We start from the raw sequence: 15,562 nt of genomic DNA on the forward strand, positions 1-15,562 counted from the left end.
ATTACCAGTCAGAATGTTTATTATTATCCCAGTACGGAAGAGGAAGAAGGAAATATAATAATATTCCATGTGATTCTTATTATAATCGGCATCATGCTTATGATGTTAGACTTAATATTTAATCGCGGACGGATTACAAGAGTTGTGTTGTATATGATTGTAAGGAATTCAGGTAGAGGCGGCGGTAGCGGTGGCAGCGGATTTGGTGGCGGTGGCGGTCGAAGTGGCGGCGGTGGAAGCTCTAGAGGCTGGTAGTTTAGTAACCTATGGTACCGTAATCTCTAAGGATGAAGTCTATAATAATGACTATAAACCAATCAAATCCTTAAGGAGGACCAACTATGGAAAAATTAATTAAAAACATAGAATTTTCACAAGCCATGGAGATGGCAAGCCTTGTTAATTATCAAACCGGACAGGTTGTAAGTCGAACTTTAGCACAAGGAAAGAATCTAAGCATGACACTTTTTGCCTTTGATCAAGGAGAGGAAATTAGTTCTCATGCCTCATCAGGCGATGCCATGGTGTATGTTATGGATGGTGAGACAGAGATTACGATTGGTGATGAGGTGTTTTTTCTAAAAAAAGGAGAAACCATCATAATGCCTTCAAATGTGCCACATGCTTTGCTGGCTAAGAAACAATTTAAAATGCTACTTGTTGTTGTATTTAAGCCATAAGATTAAAAAGCCTTCTTAGAAAAAACAGGAAATAGAATAATTCTGGTTTTTAATAAAGGAAATGCAAAATTAACTGTACTTCTATGCTCTATTGTAGTACAATTATATTCCAAGAAGAAAAATGAATAGGAATTTATTGGCAAGATTAATGTCAATCCTGTCCAATCTAATCACATAAATGAAACAGGCACAGCTGTCGAAAGATAGTGTCGCAAAGCTATGGGTCTAAGGGATGACTATGACTGCCAGGTTGGCGTTTGGATATAAGATATTCTATTAGTATCTCACGAACCATCGGTCATTATTTGACGGGTGGTTTTTATCATTTAAGCACGAAAGGAGCATATTATGAAAAGTATTAAAAGCAAATTAGTGGTTTATTTTTCAATATTAATTTTATTGATATCGGCCAGCTTTGGAGTTATTTCTCTAGTTATTATTGGTAGGACTGTAACGGAGAATGCAGAGGCATCATTGGTACTACTGGCAGGAGAGGGCGCCAAGCTCACGGAAAGTCGGATTGAAACAGGTATTCAATCACTAGAAACCATTGCAAAAATCAAGGAAATCGAAAGCATGGATTATGAACAGCAAAAAACGGTTATGGAAAAACAAATGATAGAATCGGGTTTTTTAGCTTTAGGGGTCGTTAGTCCGGACGGTACAACCAATTATCATGATGGAACAACCGCTGAACTTGGGGATAGGTCTTATGTTATAAAAGCATTTGAGGGAGAATCCAATGTTTCTGATGTTATTATCAGTAGAGTGACAAATTCTGCGGTATTAATGTTTGCCACACCTATTAAAAACAATGGTGAGGTTGTCGGGGTTTTAGTAGGACGACGAGATGGTAATGCGCTTAGTGTTATAACAGATGATCTTGGATATGGTGAAAACGGTTATGCTTATATGATTAATAATAAAGGCACGGTTGTGGCTCATATTGACCGTCAAATGGTCTTAGATCAATTTAATCCAATAAGCGCCTTAGAAGAAGATCCAAGTCTAGAATCATTGGCTGTTCAGTTTGAGACCATCATATCAGGTGAGGATAATGTAGATAGATACACATATGATGGAACGGATTTATATATCGGATACACGGGTATTGAAGGAACGGATTGGATTATTGTTATAACAGCCAATGCGGGAGAGGTGTTACAGGCCATACCCACACTTCAAAAAAGTATTTTGATAGCGACAGTGATTATACTTATTATCAGTATAGCCCTATGTTATATTCTAGGGGATTCTATTGTGAAACCGATTATTGGGATTATTGAGCATTCCAAAAAAATTGCCAATCTGGATATTACTGAGGACGTACCACAAGTCTATATTAGCAAAAAAGATGAAGTAGGATCACTTGCAAAAGCTTTTCAAAGTGTAACAGACAATTTACGTGAGTTCATTAAACATATATCGGACACATCACAACAAGTTGCAGCGTCTTCAGAAGAATTAACAGCAACTAGTCAACAATCAGCATATGCAGCAGATGAAGTGGCTAGAACCATTGAGGAGATTGCAAAAAGTGCTACAGAACAGGCAAAGGACACTGAAAATGGCGTCATGAGAACGGATGAAATCAGCTATATTATTGAAGAAGACCTTAAGGATATGAAGCAGGTAGATGTAGCTATGAGGCAATTGACCTTGCTAAAAGATGAAGGTACTGAGGTTATAAAAGGTCTTAATACGAAAACCCAAAATAGTAACAATGCTATTGAAAAAATTTATCATAGTACATTAGAGACCAATCAAAGCGCGGACAGGATTGGACAGGCTAGTGAGCTTATTAGAGGTATAGCAGAGCAAACCAACTTATTGGCGCTTAATGCAGCCATAGAAGCAGCAAGAGCCGGTGAAGCCGGAAAAGGTTTTGCGGTAGTTGCAGATGAGATTAGAAAACTGGCTGAGGAATCTACGACATCAGTGAAAGATATTAATGATATGTTAAAGAAGTTACAAGATAACTCAAAAAGTTCTGTAAAATCTATGGAAGAAGTACAAGGCATCATCAAAGAACAGGTTGAAAGTGTCAGTATTACTGAGAGCAAATTTAACGGTATTTCCAAACAGGTTGAAGATGTTAAATCCATTATCAATAGGGCGCTAGATTCAGTTAGTACGATGGATGATAAAAAGAATGAGTTAGCAGAGATTATGCAAAGTCTAGCGGCAATAGCAGAAGAGAATGCTGCCGGTTCTGAAGAAACATCGGCTACGATGGAAGAACAAGCGGCATCGATGGCAGAGATCTCCAATGCCAGTGACGCTCTGTCTCGACTGGCTGAGGATATGCAGACAAGGATTGCAAAGTTCAAGTATTAAGATTAGTAAAATGATTCCCTGAAAAACCTTTCATGGCCGACTTATGAAACAGCTTGTTTTTGATTCACTTGACATTCGACGATGCGTCGGGTAATATAAAAGTATAACGACGCAACGTCGGATTGCATAGGAGGCAAGGGCTGAGATGAATGCGGCAGCAAGAAGGCAACAGATTCTAGAAGCAGGGCATCGTTTGTTTATTAAACAAGGGTTTATGGTTACTACGATTGAAGAAATAGCAAAAAATGTAAAAATTGCCAGAACGACAGTTTATGAGTATTTTAACTCCAAGGATGATATCTTATTAGCACTTATAAAACAAATGATTTCAAATCATCCAAAAGATCTACCTGAAGGTGATACCAAAAGTAAGCTTATTTATCTCGTTCAATCTTCTCTTAAACAACTTCAAGAGAATAAAATGATTTATAGGATTCTTTTTGAAGAGTTTTTTGCATTGGAAGAAGAAACAGCACAGTTTATTAAAAATTGGCAAAACCTTAAATTAGCACAAGTGTATGAGATTATACGTGAGGGGATTGCGTCGGATTGTTTTTCTAGAAGATGGAGTTATATGGATATCGGATTTGCCTATCAAGCATTATTAGAACATAAAATGAGAAGCTTAATAAGAATGGGGCAAGTGGTGGATGCAGGTTATGAGGCGACGCACTTGGTGAATCTTTTATGGTTGGGAATAGGAAAATAGACATAAAATGGAACGGTTTTATATTTCATACGTCTAAAAAGAGTGAACATAATATACGTACATACATAGGAGGTATTTATTTGTGAAGAAGTGGATGATTTTTGGCATATTGATTATAGTCGTAGGGCTTTTTTCGGGATGCTTTAAGAGCACTCCAGAAGTTGTGGAGGAAGAGCTGGTTGTTTCAGATGTCATTGAAGAAGAAATGAACGAAGATACTTCAGAGGAAGCGACAGAGGAAGTAACAGAAAACACATTACTGGAAGAGGAAGAAGAACCGGTTATGGACGAAGATGTGGAGACGACAACAGGTATTTATGTCGGACAGATTGATTCCAATAGCATCGAGGTTGAACTCACAGATATTTCTGTGGAAGATAGCTTCAAAGCATTTAGATTCTCTGAAACAGTAAAAGCGAATTTTGGTGACTATAATCTTACAGAAGGTGATAGGGTACAGATTTCATTTAAATTAGATGAAAACAATGCGAGTATTATTTACGATATTGAAAAAGTAGAATAGCGGTTAAAGAGTCAAAACTAAGTTTTACTAAATTCACATACAATATATGTTTTTGACGTCTTAACCATAGATATAATAAAAAGAGAAGCCCAAGCTAATCGTAAAGTTGGACTTCTCTTTAATTTGACGAACAGAAGAAATATATAAGTGTTGGTGAATACCTATAACTCATAGTCCCCAACAAGAGGTACAAATCTAACGGGTTCGATAAAAGTAACTGAAATATTTCCCGCACTGTCTTTTTTTACAAGGCTTAAGTCTTGGCTATCCTTATTTCCAACTGGGATAAGAAGCCTACCATCCGGACTTAGCTGGTCAATTAGAAGTGGTGGGATTTCTCTTGCAGCAGCGGTTACGATGATGCGATCATAAGGGGCATGTTCTTTTAAGCCGAAAGTACCATCACCTAGAACAAAGTCAATGTTATGATAATTTAATTCTTTTAAGCGTGTTTCTGCTTTTCTCATTAGCGGTTCTATGGTTTCAACGGTGTAGACCCTTTTGGAGAACTGTGCTAGAAAAGCTGTCTGATAGCCGGAACCTGTACCTATTTCTAGAACTTTATGCTCAGGCTTAAGTTCAAGAAGCTCTGTCATGTATAGAACAAGTGAAGGCTGTGAGATGGTTTGTCCAAAACCAATGGGAAAAGCACGATCGACATGAGCCAAATCTTTGTACTGCTCCATGAAAAAACGACGATCTAACTGTTTGAAAAAGGTTTTAGTGGCGCTTTTGTTCATGAAATCACATCCTAGTAAAGAAAAATAATGTATTAAAGTGGTTGCGATAGAGGTTTTAACCTATATAAAAAGTATAACATAAGGTCAGACCATAGGAAATCCGTCCTATGACCTTGAAAATGCATCTTTTTAATAGGTTGATACGTCCAATAAAGCGTAAGGCATATGGACAAGAAGGCGAGGTAAGAAAATGAAAAAAATTTTTAATTATAAAATAGCATTATATATCATGCTCATGGTTCTAGGAACCTTATTATTATACGGTTGCCAATCAAAAGAACTTCAGCAAGTGGATGAAGAGGTGACATATATTGAAGAAGCCTTGGAAAACCAAGAAGAAAAAAATCTTAAATCACCTGAGCTTGAAGTAGAGGTAATTAATGTAGTGGAGAAGAAGTATGAGGATATATTAGGGGCGTATCTAAGTGCTTTACCTATTAAGCAGTCAGATGAACCGGTATCTTCTGATGCACAAAAAGTATGGGTAAAGGATATGAGAACTTTATATGATGAGAAGGGTACTTCCAAAGCTATATATGATTTATACAAGGAAGGAATCAGTAAATTGGCCTCAGAAGAAGCAGATTTGTTTACAGCGTATGCTATTTCCGGAATGCGCAGGAACAGTTTTGAAGACTATAGTGATTTAGAATTTTATGTATTGCAACCGGATTTTTTGGACCGATTTTTTCTAGAAGCAAAACCATATGATTATAAGTATATTAAGTTAAGTCAGAATGTAGATAAAATTGAAGATGCAGAAATAAAGATTTTATTATTGGCAGCAAAAAATAAAGGTTATTATATCGCCAGTGCCGAAGGTATGTTGTTTTATCTTGTTGATTTTACTGAGTTTGCAAAAAACAGAGATTATAATACAAAACCAATGAGAGACTTACTGATCACATTGGCGATTGATAGCCTTGAACCAATGGCTTCAGATGGTGGATTTGTTGTTGATGGTGACACCATTGCAGCAAGAACCTATGGTATGGAGAAAATGCTGGAAGAATATGAGGGTACACTATATGAAAGGTATATGGCCATTCGTTTTAAAGACCATATGAGTATGTTGCTTATGGGCATAGATAATTCACCGACTTTTAACTATGATAATCAACGTCTAAAGGAAGACTCTATAAGAGTATTCAAAGAGATACAGACATTGGAAGACAGCTATATGGCTGAGCTTGTAACAGATTTTATGGAATTGGTATCAAGTAACAATCATATACTGGATGAATCTGTACGAGGGGAAACTTATGAATTGCTTAATAGAATAGATGACCAATATAATCTTACCTTGGAGGATATATCTTCATTTGGGACATGGATGTCCGGCCTAGGTGTTGAAGAATAAAAAACAAAAGAAGTACATTATGTTAAAGTGCTGACATATTGTATTTTTTTTTGTCAAACTAATCATAGCAAGTTATAGAATTATACATTATAATGGAGTGAGAGCGTATAAATGTAACAAAATGTAGGAGAGTAGGTGAAATCAGATGAATTTGAAACGTGGAATTTTGGAAAGAATCAGGTACCGAGTATATGAAGTGCTTGACCGAATGGGTCAACAAAGCTACGATTATCAGCACGTTAGAATGGTTGAGCGCTTAAGCCTTGATATGGCAAAAAGACGAAGTTTAAATACTGAGGTTGCTCAGGCCATTGCGTTGCTTCATGACATGGGCCGAATTACAGAAAATGCTGTAGGTAAAGAACATGCTATTGTAGGGAGTAAGTTGACTTATAGGTGGCTTACGGATTATGATGTGGATGAAGTGACAAAACGGACAATAGTGGATGCAGTGGCCAAGCATAATAGAAAAAAACAAATTGATGGTCCATATGATGAGTTGATCAAGGATTGTGATGCGTTGGCTCATAAACTAGAGATTGGAGAATACCTTCCAAAATATGAGCAATTAAGATGTGAACAAGCCTATAAACTTTTTTTCAAAATGGTTATGAAAGATTTTGATGAAATGGATAGGATTTTTAAAGAAAAATATGTCCATTTATGGTCACTTCTAAAGGATATAGATGAGGAATCAATAGATGGTAAGTGGGTTCATAATATTCGAACTGAGATTAGAACCTTAAGAGCGATGATTTGGTTGCTTAAGGGATATCAGTCCAAAGACGTTAAAAGATTGGATACGTTTCTTAAAGAAGCATTTATTGACTTAGAGCTATCAAGAAAGCTTACAGTTTTTAGCAAGTCATTAAATAAAGCAGAAATGTCGCCTAAATTTATTAAGGAAGTTAGTAATCTTATACAGGATGAAAACAAAAAAATGATTAAAAAAATTAAGAAGAAATTGTTAGGCCAAGAAAAGGCGATTCAAAAAGTGAGTTTTGGATTAAAGTCAATGTCGCATCATGAGGCTATAGCCTTGAAATACAAAATACAAGAAGATATCAAGAGAGACTACGTATCCCTTCTTAAAACAGTATCCATTAAGGACTTAAGATCATTGCATAAGCTCCGAATATTTGGAAAAAAATTCCTATATTTAGCAGAGTCCGGCCTTGTTTCTTTTATAGACGAAGATGATGGTGAGCTTTATAGTAATATTCACAAAACCGTCGGTGGGCTTAATGATATTAGGGAAAATAAAAGGTTGCTTAAGACATTAATGAAAAAAAAGTCCATTTCTCTCAAAAAGAAGGAAATGGACCGATTGCTGAGCTACTATGAACTAGAAACATCCAGATTGAAGCAAGAAATGAAATGGATGTTATTTAAAATGAAGAAACGTTTTCTATAAAGAGGTATCATAATGTCCTCTTTAAGGTGTGTCACTTCTTAAGTGAGCCAAGTATGCCACGAATTAAAGTCCTTCCTAGATGAGAACCGATGGAAGAAGCGGTTGACTTCATAAATCGATCTAGAGGTGTATCTGTCTTACGAACACTTTTTTTGACATCTTCTTTAGTGGTTGAAGACATTTGTGCGTGTAGCGCTTTTTCTTTAAGGGCCTCATAAGCAGAATGGCGGTCGTAACTTTGGTTGTATTTATTCTTGAAGTAAGATTGATGGATGTGCTTGATGACCGTCTCCTGCTCGGCAACGGGACCGATCTTACTTTTTGGGGGCATAATATAGGCCCTTTCAACAATACTGGGTATGCCTTGATCATTTAAGAAGGAAATCAATGCCTCTCCGACACCTAGATTTGAAATGACATCCGCTGTATCAAAAGCTTCGTTTTGCCTAAAGGTATTTGCTGCTACACGTACTGCTTTTTGCTCTTTAGGTGTGTAGGCACGTAAGGCGTGTTGAATTCTATTGCCGAGTTGGGCCAGTACTGATTCGGGGATGTCAAGGGGATTTTGAGTAACAAAATAAATACCAACACCTTTTGAGCGTATTAACTTAATTATCTGCTCGAATTTATCCAGTAATGATTTGGACATATCTTTAAAAATCAAATGTGCTTCATCAAAAAAGAATACCAGTCGTGGTTTGTCCAGGTCACCAACTTCATCTAAATCTTCGAAAAGTTCGGAGAGTAACCATAGAAGAAATGTAGAATATAGACTGGGGTTGCTTGAAAGCTTTGAAGATTCTAGGACATGAATCATACCGCGCCCCATATTGTCGAACGTAAGCAAATCATGAATATTAAAAGCAGGCTCTCCAAAAAAATGCTCAATACCTTCCTGCTCCATAATAATAAGTTTTCGATGAATAGCACCGAGTGTTGCTTTACTAATACTACGATATTGTCCTTCCAGTATGGACCCATTTTCAGTAATGTACTTAAGGATGGCCAGCAAGTCTTTAAAGTCAAGTAAAAGCAGGCCGTTTTCATCTGCAAATTTAAAGATTGTGTATAAAACGGAGGTCTGAACGTCATTAAGTGTGAGTAATTTACTAAGCATAAGTGGACCCATATCTGAAATAGTTGCCCGAATAGGATGGCCTTCTAGACCAAAGATATCCCAAAAAGTCGTCGGGTAAGTTGCAAAATCAACACCCTCAAGTCCAAGTTGTTTAAGGCGTTGTTGAAACTTATCGCTTATTGAACCGGGTTCGATAAAACCCGTAAGGTCCCCTTTAATATCTTGCATAAAAACGGGTACACCATGTTCACTAAAAGTTTCAGCCAGTACTTTTAAGGTTAAAGTTTTTCCTGTTCCAGTTGCACCGGCAATAAGCCCATGCCTGTTAATCATTTTTGGATTCATTCGAATTCTTTTACTTGCATTAATACCTATCTCCATTATACACCTCATATTTTTCTTTTTTTGAAGCCTTTTAGGCTCGAATATGCCTAGGCTATTATTTATCATAGCATAAAAATAGGATCTTTTCATCTTGTAGATGTGAGGCTGAACAATAAAATTATTTTCCAATAGATACGAATCCTTAACACGAATTATAAACTTTTTTGAACATAAGATTATGAAGGAGGCAATATGAATATCATACTCATTGGCATGTCAGGCGCAGGGAAAAGTACTTTAGGTATTCTACTTGCTAAAGCTATAGCTAAAGAATTCCTTGATACCGATCTGCTCATTCAGAAAAAAACAGGGGCATTACTTCAAAATACGATAAATCAACAAGGAATTAAAGCTTTTCTTGATATTGAAGAAAAAGTGATTATGTCAATGAAGGTAGAAAACACAGTGATTGCGACAGGCGGAAGTGTGATATATTCCAAAGCAGCCATGAATCATTTGAAAAAACTGGGAAGGATTGTTTACCTCTATGTTCCTTTTGATGAAATTGAGACTAGGGTCAATAATATAAAATCCAGAGGCATTATTATGCGTAAAGGTAGAAGCCTCAAAGATGTTTATGATGAAAGAACACCACTATATAATCATTATTGTGATACTGTTGTAGATTGTAGCCTTAAGGATGTTGAAGCATGTGTTGAAGCGATCATACTAGTAATAAAATAAAGAGTTGACATATAAGGAGTATAAAAAGACCTACCACAATACTATGATTGTGGTAGGTCTTTTGTGACAGCCTTTAATATCATCTATTAAAGATTCTATATTTCCATTAAAACGACAGCATCGAATTCATCTGTAATCTCTTGTGTAGGTGGTGCAGTAAGAAGTGAACCGAGAACGATGGCTACGAGTGCTACAATGAAAGCCGGTACGATTTCATAAATCTGCCAAATAGCACCTTCAAAATTCTTCGCAAGGGTAATCCAGAAGATGACCGTCAAAGTACCTGAGATCATACCAGCCATGGCACCCCATTTATTCATGCGCTTCCAGAAAAGCGAAAGCAATATAACCGGTCCAAAAGCGGCTCCAAAGCCAGCCCAGGCATTAGAAACCAAACCAAATACAGAGCTGTTAGGGTTAAGGGCAATAATAATAGCAATTGCAGATACAATGACAACAGAAAGTCTACCAACCAAAATCAATTCTTTATCATCTGCCTTCTTCCTAAAAAACTGTTTGTAAAAGTCCTCAGAAATAGAGGAGGCAGTAACCAAAAGTTGTGAATCAGCAGTACTCATACTTGCCGCCAAGATGGCCGATAAAAAGAGACCGGAAAAGACCGGTATGAACATACCATCCACCATATGCATGAATACTTTTTCGGCATCGGCAACAGGGGCATCAACAAAGTAAAGTCTGCCAATCATACCTACAAAAACGGCAGCAAAGAGTGTAAGAATAACCCAGATCATAGCGATGAGTCGGGCTTTTTTTATGTGGTCAGAGGAGCGGGCTGCCATAAATCTTGCCAATATATGTGGCTGACCAAAATACCCAAGTCCCCAAGCCAAATTAGAAATAATGACAATGAAAGAAATGTTTGTAATGGTTCCGGTTTCTTTAAATAGACTCATATAATTTACGTCAATAGACTTAAGAGCTGTAAAAGTCTCGCCAAAGCCGCCAAGTTCTGCAAGGGCAATAATCGGAACAATCATTAAAGCTATAAACATCAGAACACCTTGTATTACATCTGTTGATGAAACGGCCATGAAACCGCCAAGAAAAGTGTAAAGAACAATGACTAACCCGCCTAGAACCAATGCGTACATATAGGGTATACCCATAACCAGTTCAAATAATTTAGCACCAGCTGCAAATTGGGCTGAAGTATAAACGGAAAAGAAGACAATGATGACCAAGGCTGAAACGACTCTAAGAATCTTAGTGTCATCTCTAAAACGGTTTTCAAAAAAGTCCGAAAGGGTTAAGGCGTTCTTTGACAGCTCAGTATATTGTCGTAATCTTCTTGCGACCATTTTCCAATTGACATAAGTTCCGAGTGCTAAACCAATCCCAATCCAAGCGGCTTGAATTCCACCTAAATAAGCCGCACCCGGTAAACCAAGAAGTAACCAACCACTCATATCCGAAGCTTGTGCAGATAAAGCGGTTGTCCAGCTACCCAGATTTCTGCCTCCGAGCACATAGTCAGAAAAATTACTGGTCTTACGGTAGGCAATATAGCCGATACCAATCATGCAAAGTAAATAAAAAGCTAAAACAATTAATTTCGTTACCTGTGAAATATCCATATTATGTAACCTCTCTCATTTTTTTCATCTGAAAGTTCTTTATTCAGTCTTATAGCATTATACAGGAAATAGAACGTGTAAACAATAGTTTAGCCACAACATCTGAATGGATTAGAGAAAGATACTGGTAGGTTCTTCATTCTTATGGTAATATCATAGTAGCAAAAATATGTAGATGTATGTAAGCATCATAGAATATAAAGTGGGGTATATAAATGGATAAAAGAACGGTTAAAAGTATATTATTTTTAATAACCTATGGTATTTTACTGGTATTATTAATTGTAAAAATCGATTTGGTTATACAAATGCTAGGAAATGCTTTAAGTATCGCGATACCAATATTCATTGGGTTTTCAATTGCTTTTATTTTAAAAAGACCTTATAACTTTTTGAATAAGGTTTTTGCGAACCTTATTAAGAATGAAAAATTTGAAAAGATGATAAAAACGTTTGCTCTTGCTTCGGTGTATCTTCTTTTTTTTGGGGTAGTTACTTTAATATTAGCCTTTATCATCCCTCAACTTAGAGAGAGTGTCCAACTCTTGTATAAGAATATGGATGAATATGGGCGTAATCTTGAGATCTTTATAATGAATACAGCAAAATATTTAAGTCTAGATAATTTTGACTTTAGTAAATTGGATAATGCCTTAGATAAAGTGCCGGATCTTATGGGTAGCCTTGCGACAGGCCTAATGCCTAAGATTTTTGATTTCACGACGAACTTTTTATCTACGGTGGTGAATATCGTCATTGGATTTGTGATTTCCATATATTTATTGGCAGACAAACGTCACCTAAAAAGTCAGTTTCACGATGCAATAAAAGCCTATCTACCACAAGAAATGGGAGAAAAGCTTTTAAAGGTGTTACAACTCTCCAATGAGACTTTTACAAAATTCATATCTGGCCAATTAACAGAAGCGGTCATCTTAGGTGTGCTTTGCTTTATTGGAATGATAATTCTGGGCTTTGAGTATCCCATATTAATCAGTGTCATTATTGGCATTACTAGTGTAATCCCCATTGTAGGGGCAATCATAGGTCTGATGCCAGCTTTATTTATATTATTAATGATTGAGCCGGTTCAAGCCCTTTGGTTTTTAGTTTTTATAATTGTTCTTCAACAGATTGAAAGTAATTTAATATATCCTAAAGTCGTAGGTGGAACCATTGGGCTGCCACCCTTGTGGGTTCTACTAGCAATTATTATTGGTGGTGGACTTTTTGGTATTCTAGGTATGCTACTTGGTGTACCGACTTTATCGGTTATCTATCAGCTCTTAGAAGAAGACATCCATGCAAAGAAGCATGGATGAAGTTATGAATAAGCATTAGGGTTTACCACAAAGGTTGGTTGGTCTGTGTGAGATAGTTTTCTTTGGACTGAACAAGCACATGGAAAAGCGGATCTTTTTCGCCCCAAACAGTCTCCATTAAATGAATGCTAATCATAAGATCATTTCTAGTAAGTCTAGGATAATCTAGCAATCCATAGCTATCATCAGGCATATAAGCGTACCATAGGTCATGGTTGTCTTTTATCCAATCGGTACCCGTATCATGAACGGCGGTTCTGATTTTGGCGGCCAGTTCTAGATAGGGGTATTTTTGATTTGAATCATTTTGACTGTCTAAAAGTAGACTATAGGACAACAAAAAATTCATTTCTGTTACGAGGTGATTGAGAGAAACATGTGTTGGTGCATGAGGCTTAGTGGGGTGATAGTAATCTTGGAGCAGTAAACCGCCATTTTTAGTGACAAAACTGAATCCGTCCGCATACCATAACAAGAAATCCGCATAAGCAGTCAAACTTGTCATTAATCGATTGGAATCTTTAGATGACAAATGTGGTATGCCGTCATAACTTAAGTTTTTATGATAATTGTACATGTCCATTATGAACAATGCAGCATCCGTAGAAAAGCGTGTGTCATAGAAACCGGCTTCGATTCCATAATCATCGTAGAGCCATCTAGACTTTGGTTCCGTAATCCAAAAACCGATATCATTTTGCTGAGGTAAGCTATGATTAAGGCTTATAATACTTAGAGTCTCAAGGTATGTGTTGGTTACCTGTAGTCCTCTTTTTTCTTGGCTTTGTATAGAGCTAATAAAACGTTGCCCAACATGTTCAGCGGGTACGCGCCAATAGGCACGAGGTGCATAGGGAATATAGGAAGTTGGAACTTCATAATAAATACCATCGGTTCTAAGCTTGCGAAATCGGTTTAAATCAGCAATGCGTATGTCTTGTGCGATAATGGGGTCTTGATTATGTGTAAAAGGTGAAATGTGATTTGAAGACATAATACCCCAGTGTTCTGTTAGTGTTTGATGTGTTTCTGATTTCGGAAGGGGTAGTCTGGCGGTCCATTTTCTGCCACCTGTGCGTTTGGTTAATAGGCTTGTAGGAGAAAGTTCAAGATTCTCAACAATGACATTGGCGTCTAATAAGGTATATACATCGACCATTCCGAAACGCATTTGGTTAGAAAAAACAGCAGTCTTCGGTAATACAAAAGTATCACTTCTGGAGGCCACAGGTTGAAGAAAATCTGTCATTAGCAAAGGCGCCCATTGGCTGGTTGTATTATTAATGACATTAGCGTAGGTAATCTGAAACAAATCATCAATCTTTATGTGGTTCGTATCCTTCCCATCAGCAAATGATTCTAGGACGGACCAAGTAAGACCTAAGTCCATTGTAGATGGGGGTGTCACATTCTGGGAAACAAGATTCTTTAGATGCGTATCTTCAGAAGCCTGAGACAAGCTTAAATGATAAGACAAATCTCCCTTAAGAAATAATCTAAACTGAATATCCAGCAAAGCAATAGGCATCTTGGATTGTTTTTCAAGTATGGTGAAGAAGTAGTGGTGCGTGGTCATCATCAAATCATCAGTCATTGAGATTTTTTCCTCATCAAGAACTAAGAGATAACTAGGATGAATGGTGAGCATGGGTGTGAAAATCTCGCCTACTTGATCGGGGAGCGTCCAAATGAAGCCGCCTTTCGTATCCTCATGGAGGGATAGAGTGCCTTCGACGGTTAAAGGTCCGGCAAAGACAACCTTGTTCATACCTATAAGAAGTAAAATACATATAGTGATGATGCTTAAGTGTTTGTACAAATTTATGTTTTTCAATGTTATGCCTCCAGGTAGTTACTTTTTAGTTGCGCGCCAACTGCCGCTCATAAATCCGGTTAAATCATAATCACCTACAATTTCTCCCGGTCCTACTATTTTTCCGTTTTTTAGGAACTCATATTCTAAATATGTACCGTCTTCCGTATAGGCAAGTGCAACCATAACGACAGCACCTTTTTTAATTTCCATTCTAAGTCCGACGATGTCATCGGCACCTTCGATATAACCTGTGTTTGATTCTACAAAAGTAAAAGGTCCTTCATAGACCACTTCACTTTCCTCAATGCGCCTAAGCTCTAAGGCATAGGTCATGGTTGTACCTACAAAAGTAAAGCTTTCAATTTGACTATTCATGTCACCCGGGTCTTCCCCAAAAGCCTGAGCTATGGGTATGATGAAGACATTAACAATGATCTTCATGAGAGCTATAATCATAGTTCTAAGAAATTGACTTTCTTCCTCTATGGTTAGAACCACATCCCATGGACCGGCCATTTCACCCATATAAGAAGATATGTTTATACTGTCTGATGCTCGTTCAAGATCTCTTTTGGTGTCAATGATTTTAACTCGTGCAAGGTATTCATTTTCTTTTTCATAGATATGGGTTACCTCTTTGTCCCTCGTGATCATAGGCGGTAAGATATTTTCTTCATCATCTTCTTCATCACCAAATGTCCACTCTAGTTTATAGCGCTCTGGTGCATTTTCTACTTCTACTTTAAAAGTGACGGCTTCACCGGGCATAATGGTGGTACGGTCGGCTTCAAGAGTTATTTTGGGTGCGTTTTGTTCAAAGATATAGTGTTCACTGTTGACAATCTGGACCCCTGCATGAGCGAGAGCATAAATAGCATCATCCATTTCAATGGTATAATCAACAGCCGTGCCACCAAGGG

14 protein-coding genes and 1 riboswitch are annotated in these 15,562 nt (G+C 37.2%); of the genes, 9 read left to right on the forward strand and 5 right to left on the reverse strand.

Annotated elements, in window-relative coordinates; all coding sequences use genetic code 11:
* The 5 genes from AC6F8J_RS04530 to AC6F8J_RS04550 form a co-directional block, all read left to right on the forward strand.
* The coding region (locus tag AC6F8J_RS04530; RefSeq protein WP_500721353.1) for a hypothetical protein at positions 1-255 on the forward strand (255 nt) is incomplete at its 5' end.
* Between the two features lie 86 nt (positions 256-341).
* Complete coding sequence (locus AC6F8J_RS04535) at positions 342-680, forward strand: cupin domain-containing protein (protein ID WP_500721355.1); 339 nt, start codon at positions 342-344, stop codon at positions 678-680.
* Positions 681-856: 176 nt separating this feature from the next.
* Positions 857-938: riboswitch (cyclic di-GMP riboswitch) on the forward strand.
* Between the two features lie 90 nt (positions 939-1,028).
* Positions 1,029-3,017 carry a methyl-accepting chemotaxis protein gene (locus AC6F8J_RS04540; protein ID WP_500721356.1) on the forward strand — a complete coding sequence of 663 codons (1,989 nt, stop codon included), beginning with the start codon at positions 1,029-1,031 and terminating at the stop codon, positions 3,015-3,017.
* Between the two features lie 145 nt (positions 3,018-3,162).
* Positions 3,163-3,726: a TetR family transcriptional regulator gene (locus AC6F8J_RS04545; protein ID WP_500721358.1), complete on the forward strand. Its 564-nt coding sequence runs from the start codon at positions 3,163-3,165 to the stop codon at positions 3,724-3,726.
* 82 nt (positions 3,727-3,808) lie between these two features.
* Entirely contained in the window at positions 3,809-4,249 is a 441-nt protein-coding gene (locus tag AC6F8J_RS04550; RefSeq protein ID WP_500721359.1) for a hypothetical protein, read from the forward strand.
* A gap of 161 nt (positions 4,250-4,410) precedes the next feature.
* Here AC6F8J_RS04550 and AC6F8J_RS04555 read toward each other — a convergent pair whose 3' ends face one another.
* On the reverse strand, positions 4,411-4,989 hold the full coding sequence (locus tag AC6F8J_RS04555) for a protein-L-isoaspartate(D-aspartate) O-methyltransferase (protein ID WP_500721360.1): 579 nt from the start codon (positions 4,987-4,989) through the stop codon (positions 4,411-4,413).
* 190 nt (positions 4,990-5,179) lie between these two features.
* Here AC6F8J_RS04555 and AC6F8J_RS04560 point away from each other — a divergent pair, with 190 nt between their 5' ends.
* Together AC6F8J_RS04560 and AC6F8J_RS04565 are read left to right on the forward strand one after the other, a co-directional pair.
* Entirely contained in the window at positions 5,180-6,349 is a 1,170-nt protein-coding gene (locus AC6F8J_RS04560) for a hypothetical protein (RefSeq protein WP_500721362.1), read from the forward strand.
* A gap of 145 nt (positions 6,350-6,494) precedes the next feature.
* Positions 6,495-7,763 (forward strand): HD domain-containing protein, encoded by a 1,269-nt coding sequence (locus AC6F8J_RS04565; protein ID WP_500721364.1) that lies wholly within the window; start codon positions 6,495-6,497, stop codon positions 7,761-7,763.
* Positions 7,764-7,794: 31 nt separating this feature from the next.
* On the opposite strand, the gene AC6F8J_RS04570 is transcribed toward AC6F8J_RS04565, so the two are convergent.
* Positions 7,795-9,222 (reverse strand): helicase HerA-like domain-containing protein, encoded by a 1,428-nt coding sequence (locus tag AC6F8J_RS04570; RefSeq protein ID WP_500721365.1) that lies wholly within the window; start codon positions 9,220-9,222, stop codon positions 7,795-7,797.
* A gap of 195 nt (positions 9,223-9,417) precedes the next feature.
* On the opposite strand from AC6F8J_RS04570, the gene AC6F8J_RS04575 reads away from it, so the two are divergent.
* Complete coding sequence (locus AC6F8J_RS04575; RefSeq protein WP_500721366.1) at positions 9,418-9,909, forward strand: shikimate kinase; 492 nt, start codon at positions 9,418-9,420, stop codon at positions 9,907-9,909.
* Between the two features lie 95 nt (positions 9,910-10,004).
* On the opposite strand, the gene putP is transcribed toward AC6F8J_RS04575, so the two are convergent.
* Complete coding sequence (putP, locus tag AC6F8J_RS04580) at positions 10,005-11,504, reverse strand: sodium/proline symporter PutP (protein ID WP_500721368.1); 1,500 nt, start codon at positions 11,502-11,504, stop codon at positions 10,005-10,007.
* Between the two features lie 215 nt (positions 11,505-11,719).
* On the opposite strand from putP, the gene AC6F8J_RS04585 reads away from it, so the two are divergent.
* A complete protein-coding gene (locus tag AC6F8J_RS04585; RefSeq protein ID WP_500721369.1) occupies positions 11,720-12,826 on the forward strand; it encodes an AI-2E family transporter in 1,107 nt (368 codons plus the stop codon).
* A 22-nt stretch (positions 12,827-12,848) separates the two neighbouring features.
* Here the strand turns inward: AC6F8J_RS04585 and AC6F8J_RS04590 are convergent, their stop codons facing one another.
* Both AC6F8J_RS04590 and AC6F8J_RS04595 read right to left on the reverse strand, forming a co-directional pair.
* The gene (locus AC6F8J_RS04590; RefSeq protein WP_500721370.1) at positions 12,849-14,660 is read right to left on the reverse strand and encodes a hypothetical protein; all 1,812 of its coding nucleotides are present in this window, start codon (positions 14,658-14,660) and stop codon (positions 12,849-12,851) included.
* A gap of 18 nt (positions 14,661-14,678) precedes the next feature.
* Positions 14,679-15,562: PKD domain-containing protein (locus AC6F8J_RS04595; RefSeq protein WP_500721372.1), on the reverse strand; the 884-nt coding region annotated here is incomplete at its 5' end.

The sequence above is a fragment of the Petrocella sp. genome, from assembly GCF_059865615.1.

What these genes read in the sequence shown, in the direction of transcription:
- AC6F8J_RS04565 (WP_500721364.1), top strand. Translation starts at nt 6,495, where the DNA reads ATGAATTTGAAACGTGGAATTTTGGAAAGAATCAGGTACCGAGTATAT.
- AC6F8J_RS04540 (WP_500721356.1), top strand. Translation starts at nt 1,029, where the DNA reads ATGAAAAGTATTAAAAGCAAATTAGTGGTTTATTTTTCAATATTAATT.
- AC6F8J_RS04545 (WP_500721358.1), top strand. Translation starts at nt 3,163, where the DNA reads ATGAATGCGGCAGCAAGAAGGCAACAGATTCTAGAAGCAGGGCATCGT.
- AC6F8J_RS04570 (WP_500721365.1), bottom strand. Translation starts at nt 9,222, where the DNA reads ATGGAGATAGGTATTAATGCAAGTAAAAGAATTCGAATGAATCCAAAA.
- AC6F8J_RS04575 (WP_500721366.1), top strand. Translation starts at nt 9,418, where the DNA reads ATGAATATCATACTCATTGGCATGTCAGGCGCAGGGAAAAGTACTTTA.
- AC6F8J_RS04535 (WP_500721355.1), top strand. Translation starts at nt 342, where the DNA reads ATGGAAAAATTAATTAAAAACATAGAATTTTCACAAGCCATGGAGATG.
- AC6F8J_RS04555 (WP_500721360.1), bottom strand. Translation starts at nt 4,989, where the DNA reads ATGAACAAAAGCGCCACTAAAACCTTTTTCAAACAGTTAGATCGTCGT.
- AC6F8J_RS04560 (WP_500721362.1), top strand. Translation starts at nt 5,180, where the DNA reads ATGAAAAAAATTTTTAATTATAAAATAGCATTATATATCATGCTCATG.
- AC6F8J_RS04585 (WP_500721369.1), top strand. Translation starts at nt 11,720, where the DNA reads ATGGATAAAAGAACGGTTAAAAGTATATTATTTTTAATAACCTATGGT.
- putP (WP_500721368.1), bottom strand. Translation starts at nt 11,504, where the DNA reads ATGGATATTTCACAGGTAACGAAATTAATTGTTTTAGCTTTTTATTTA.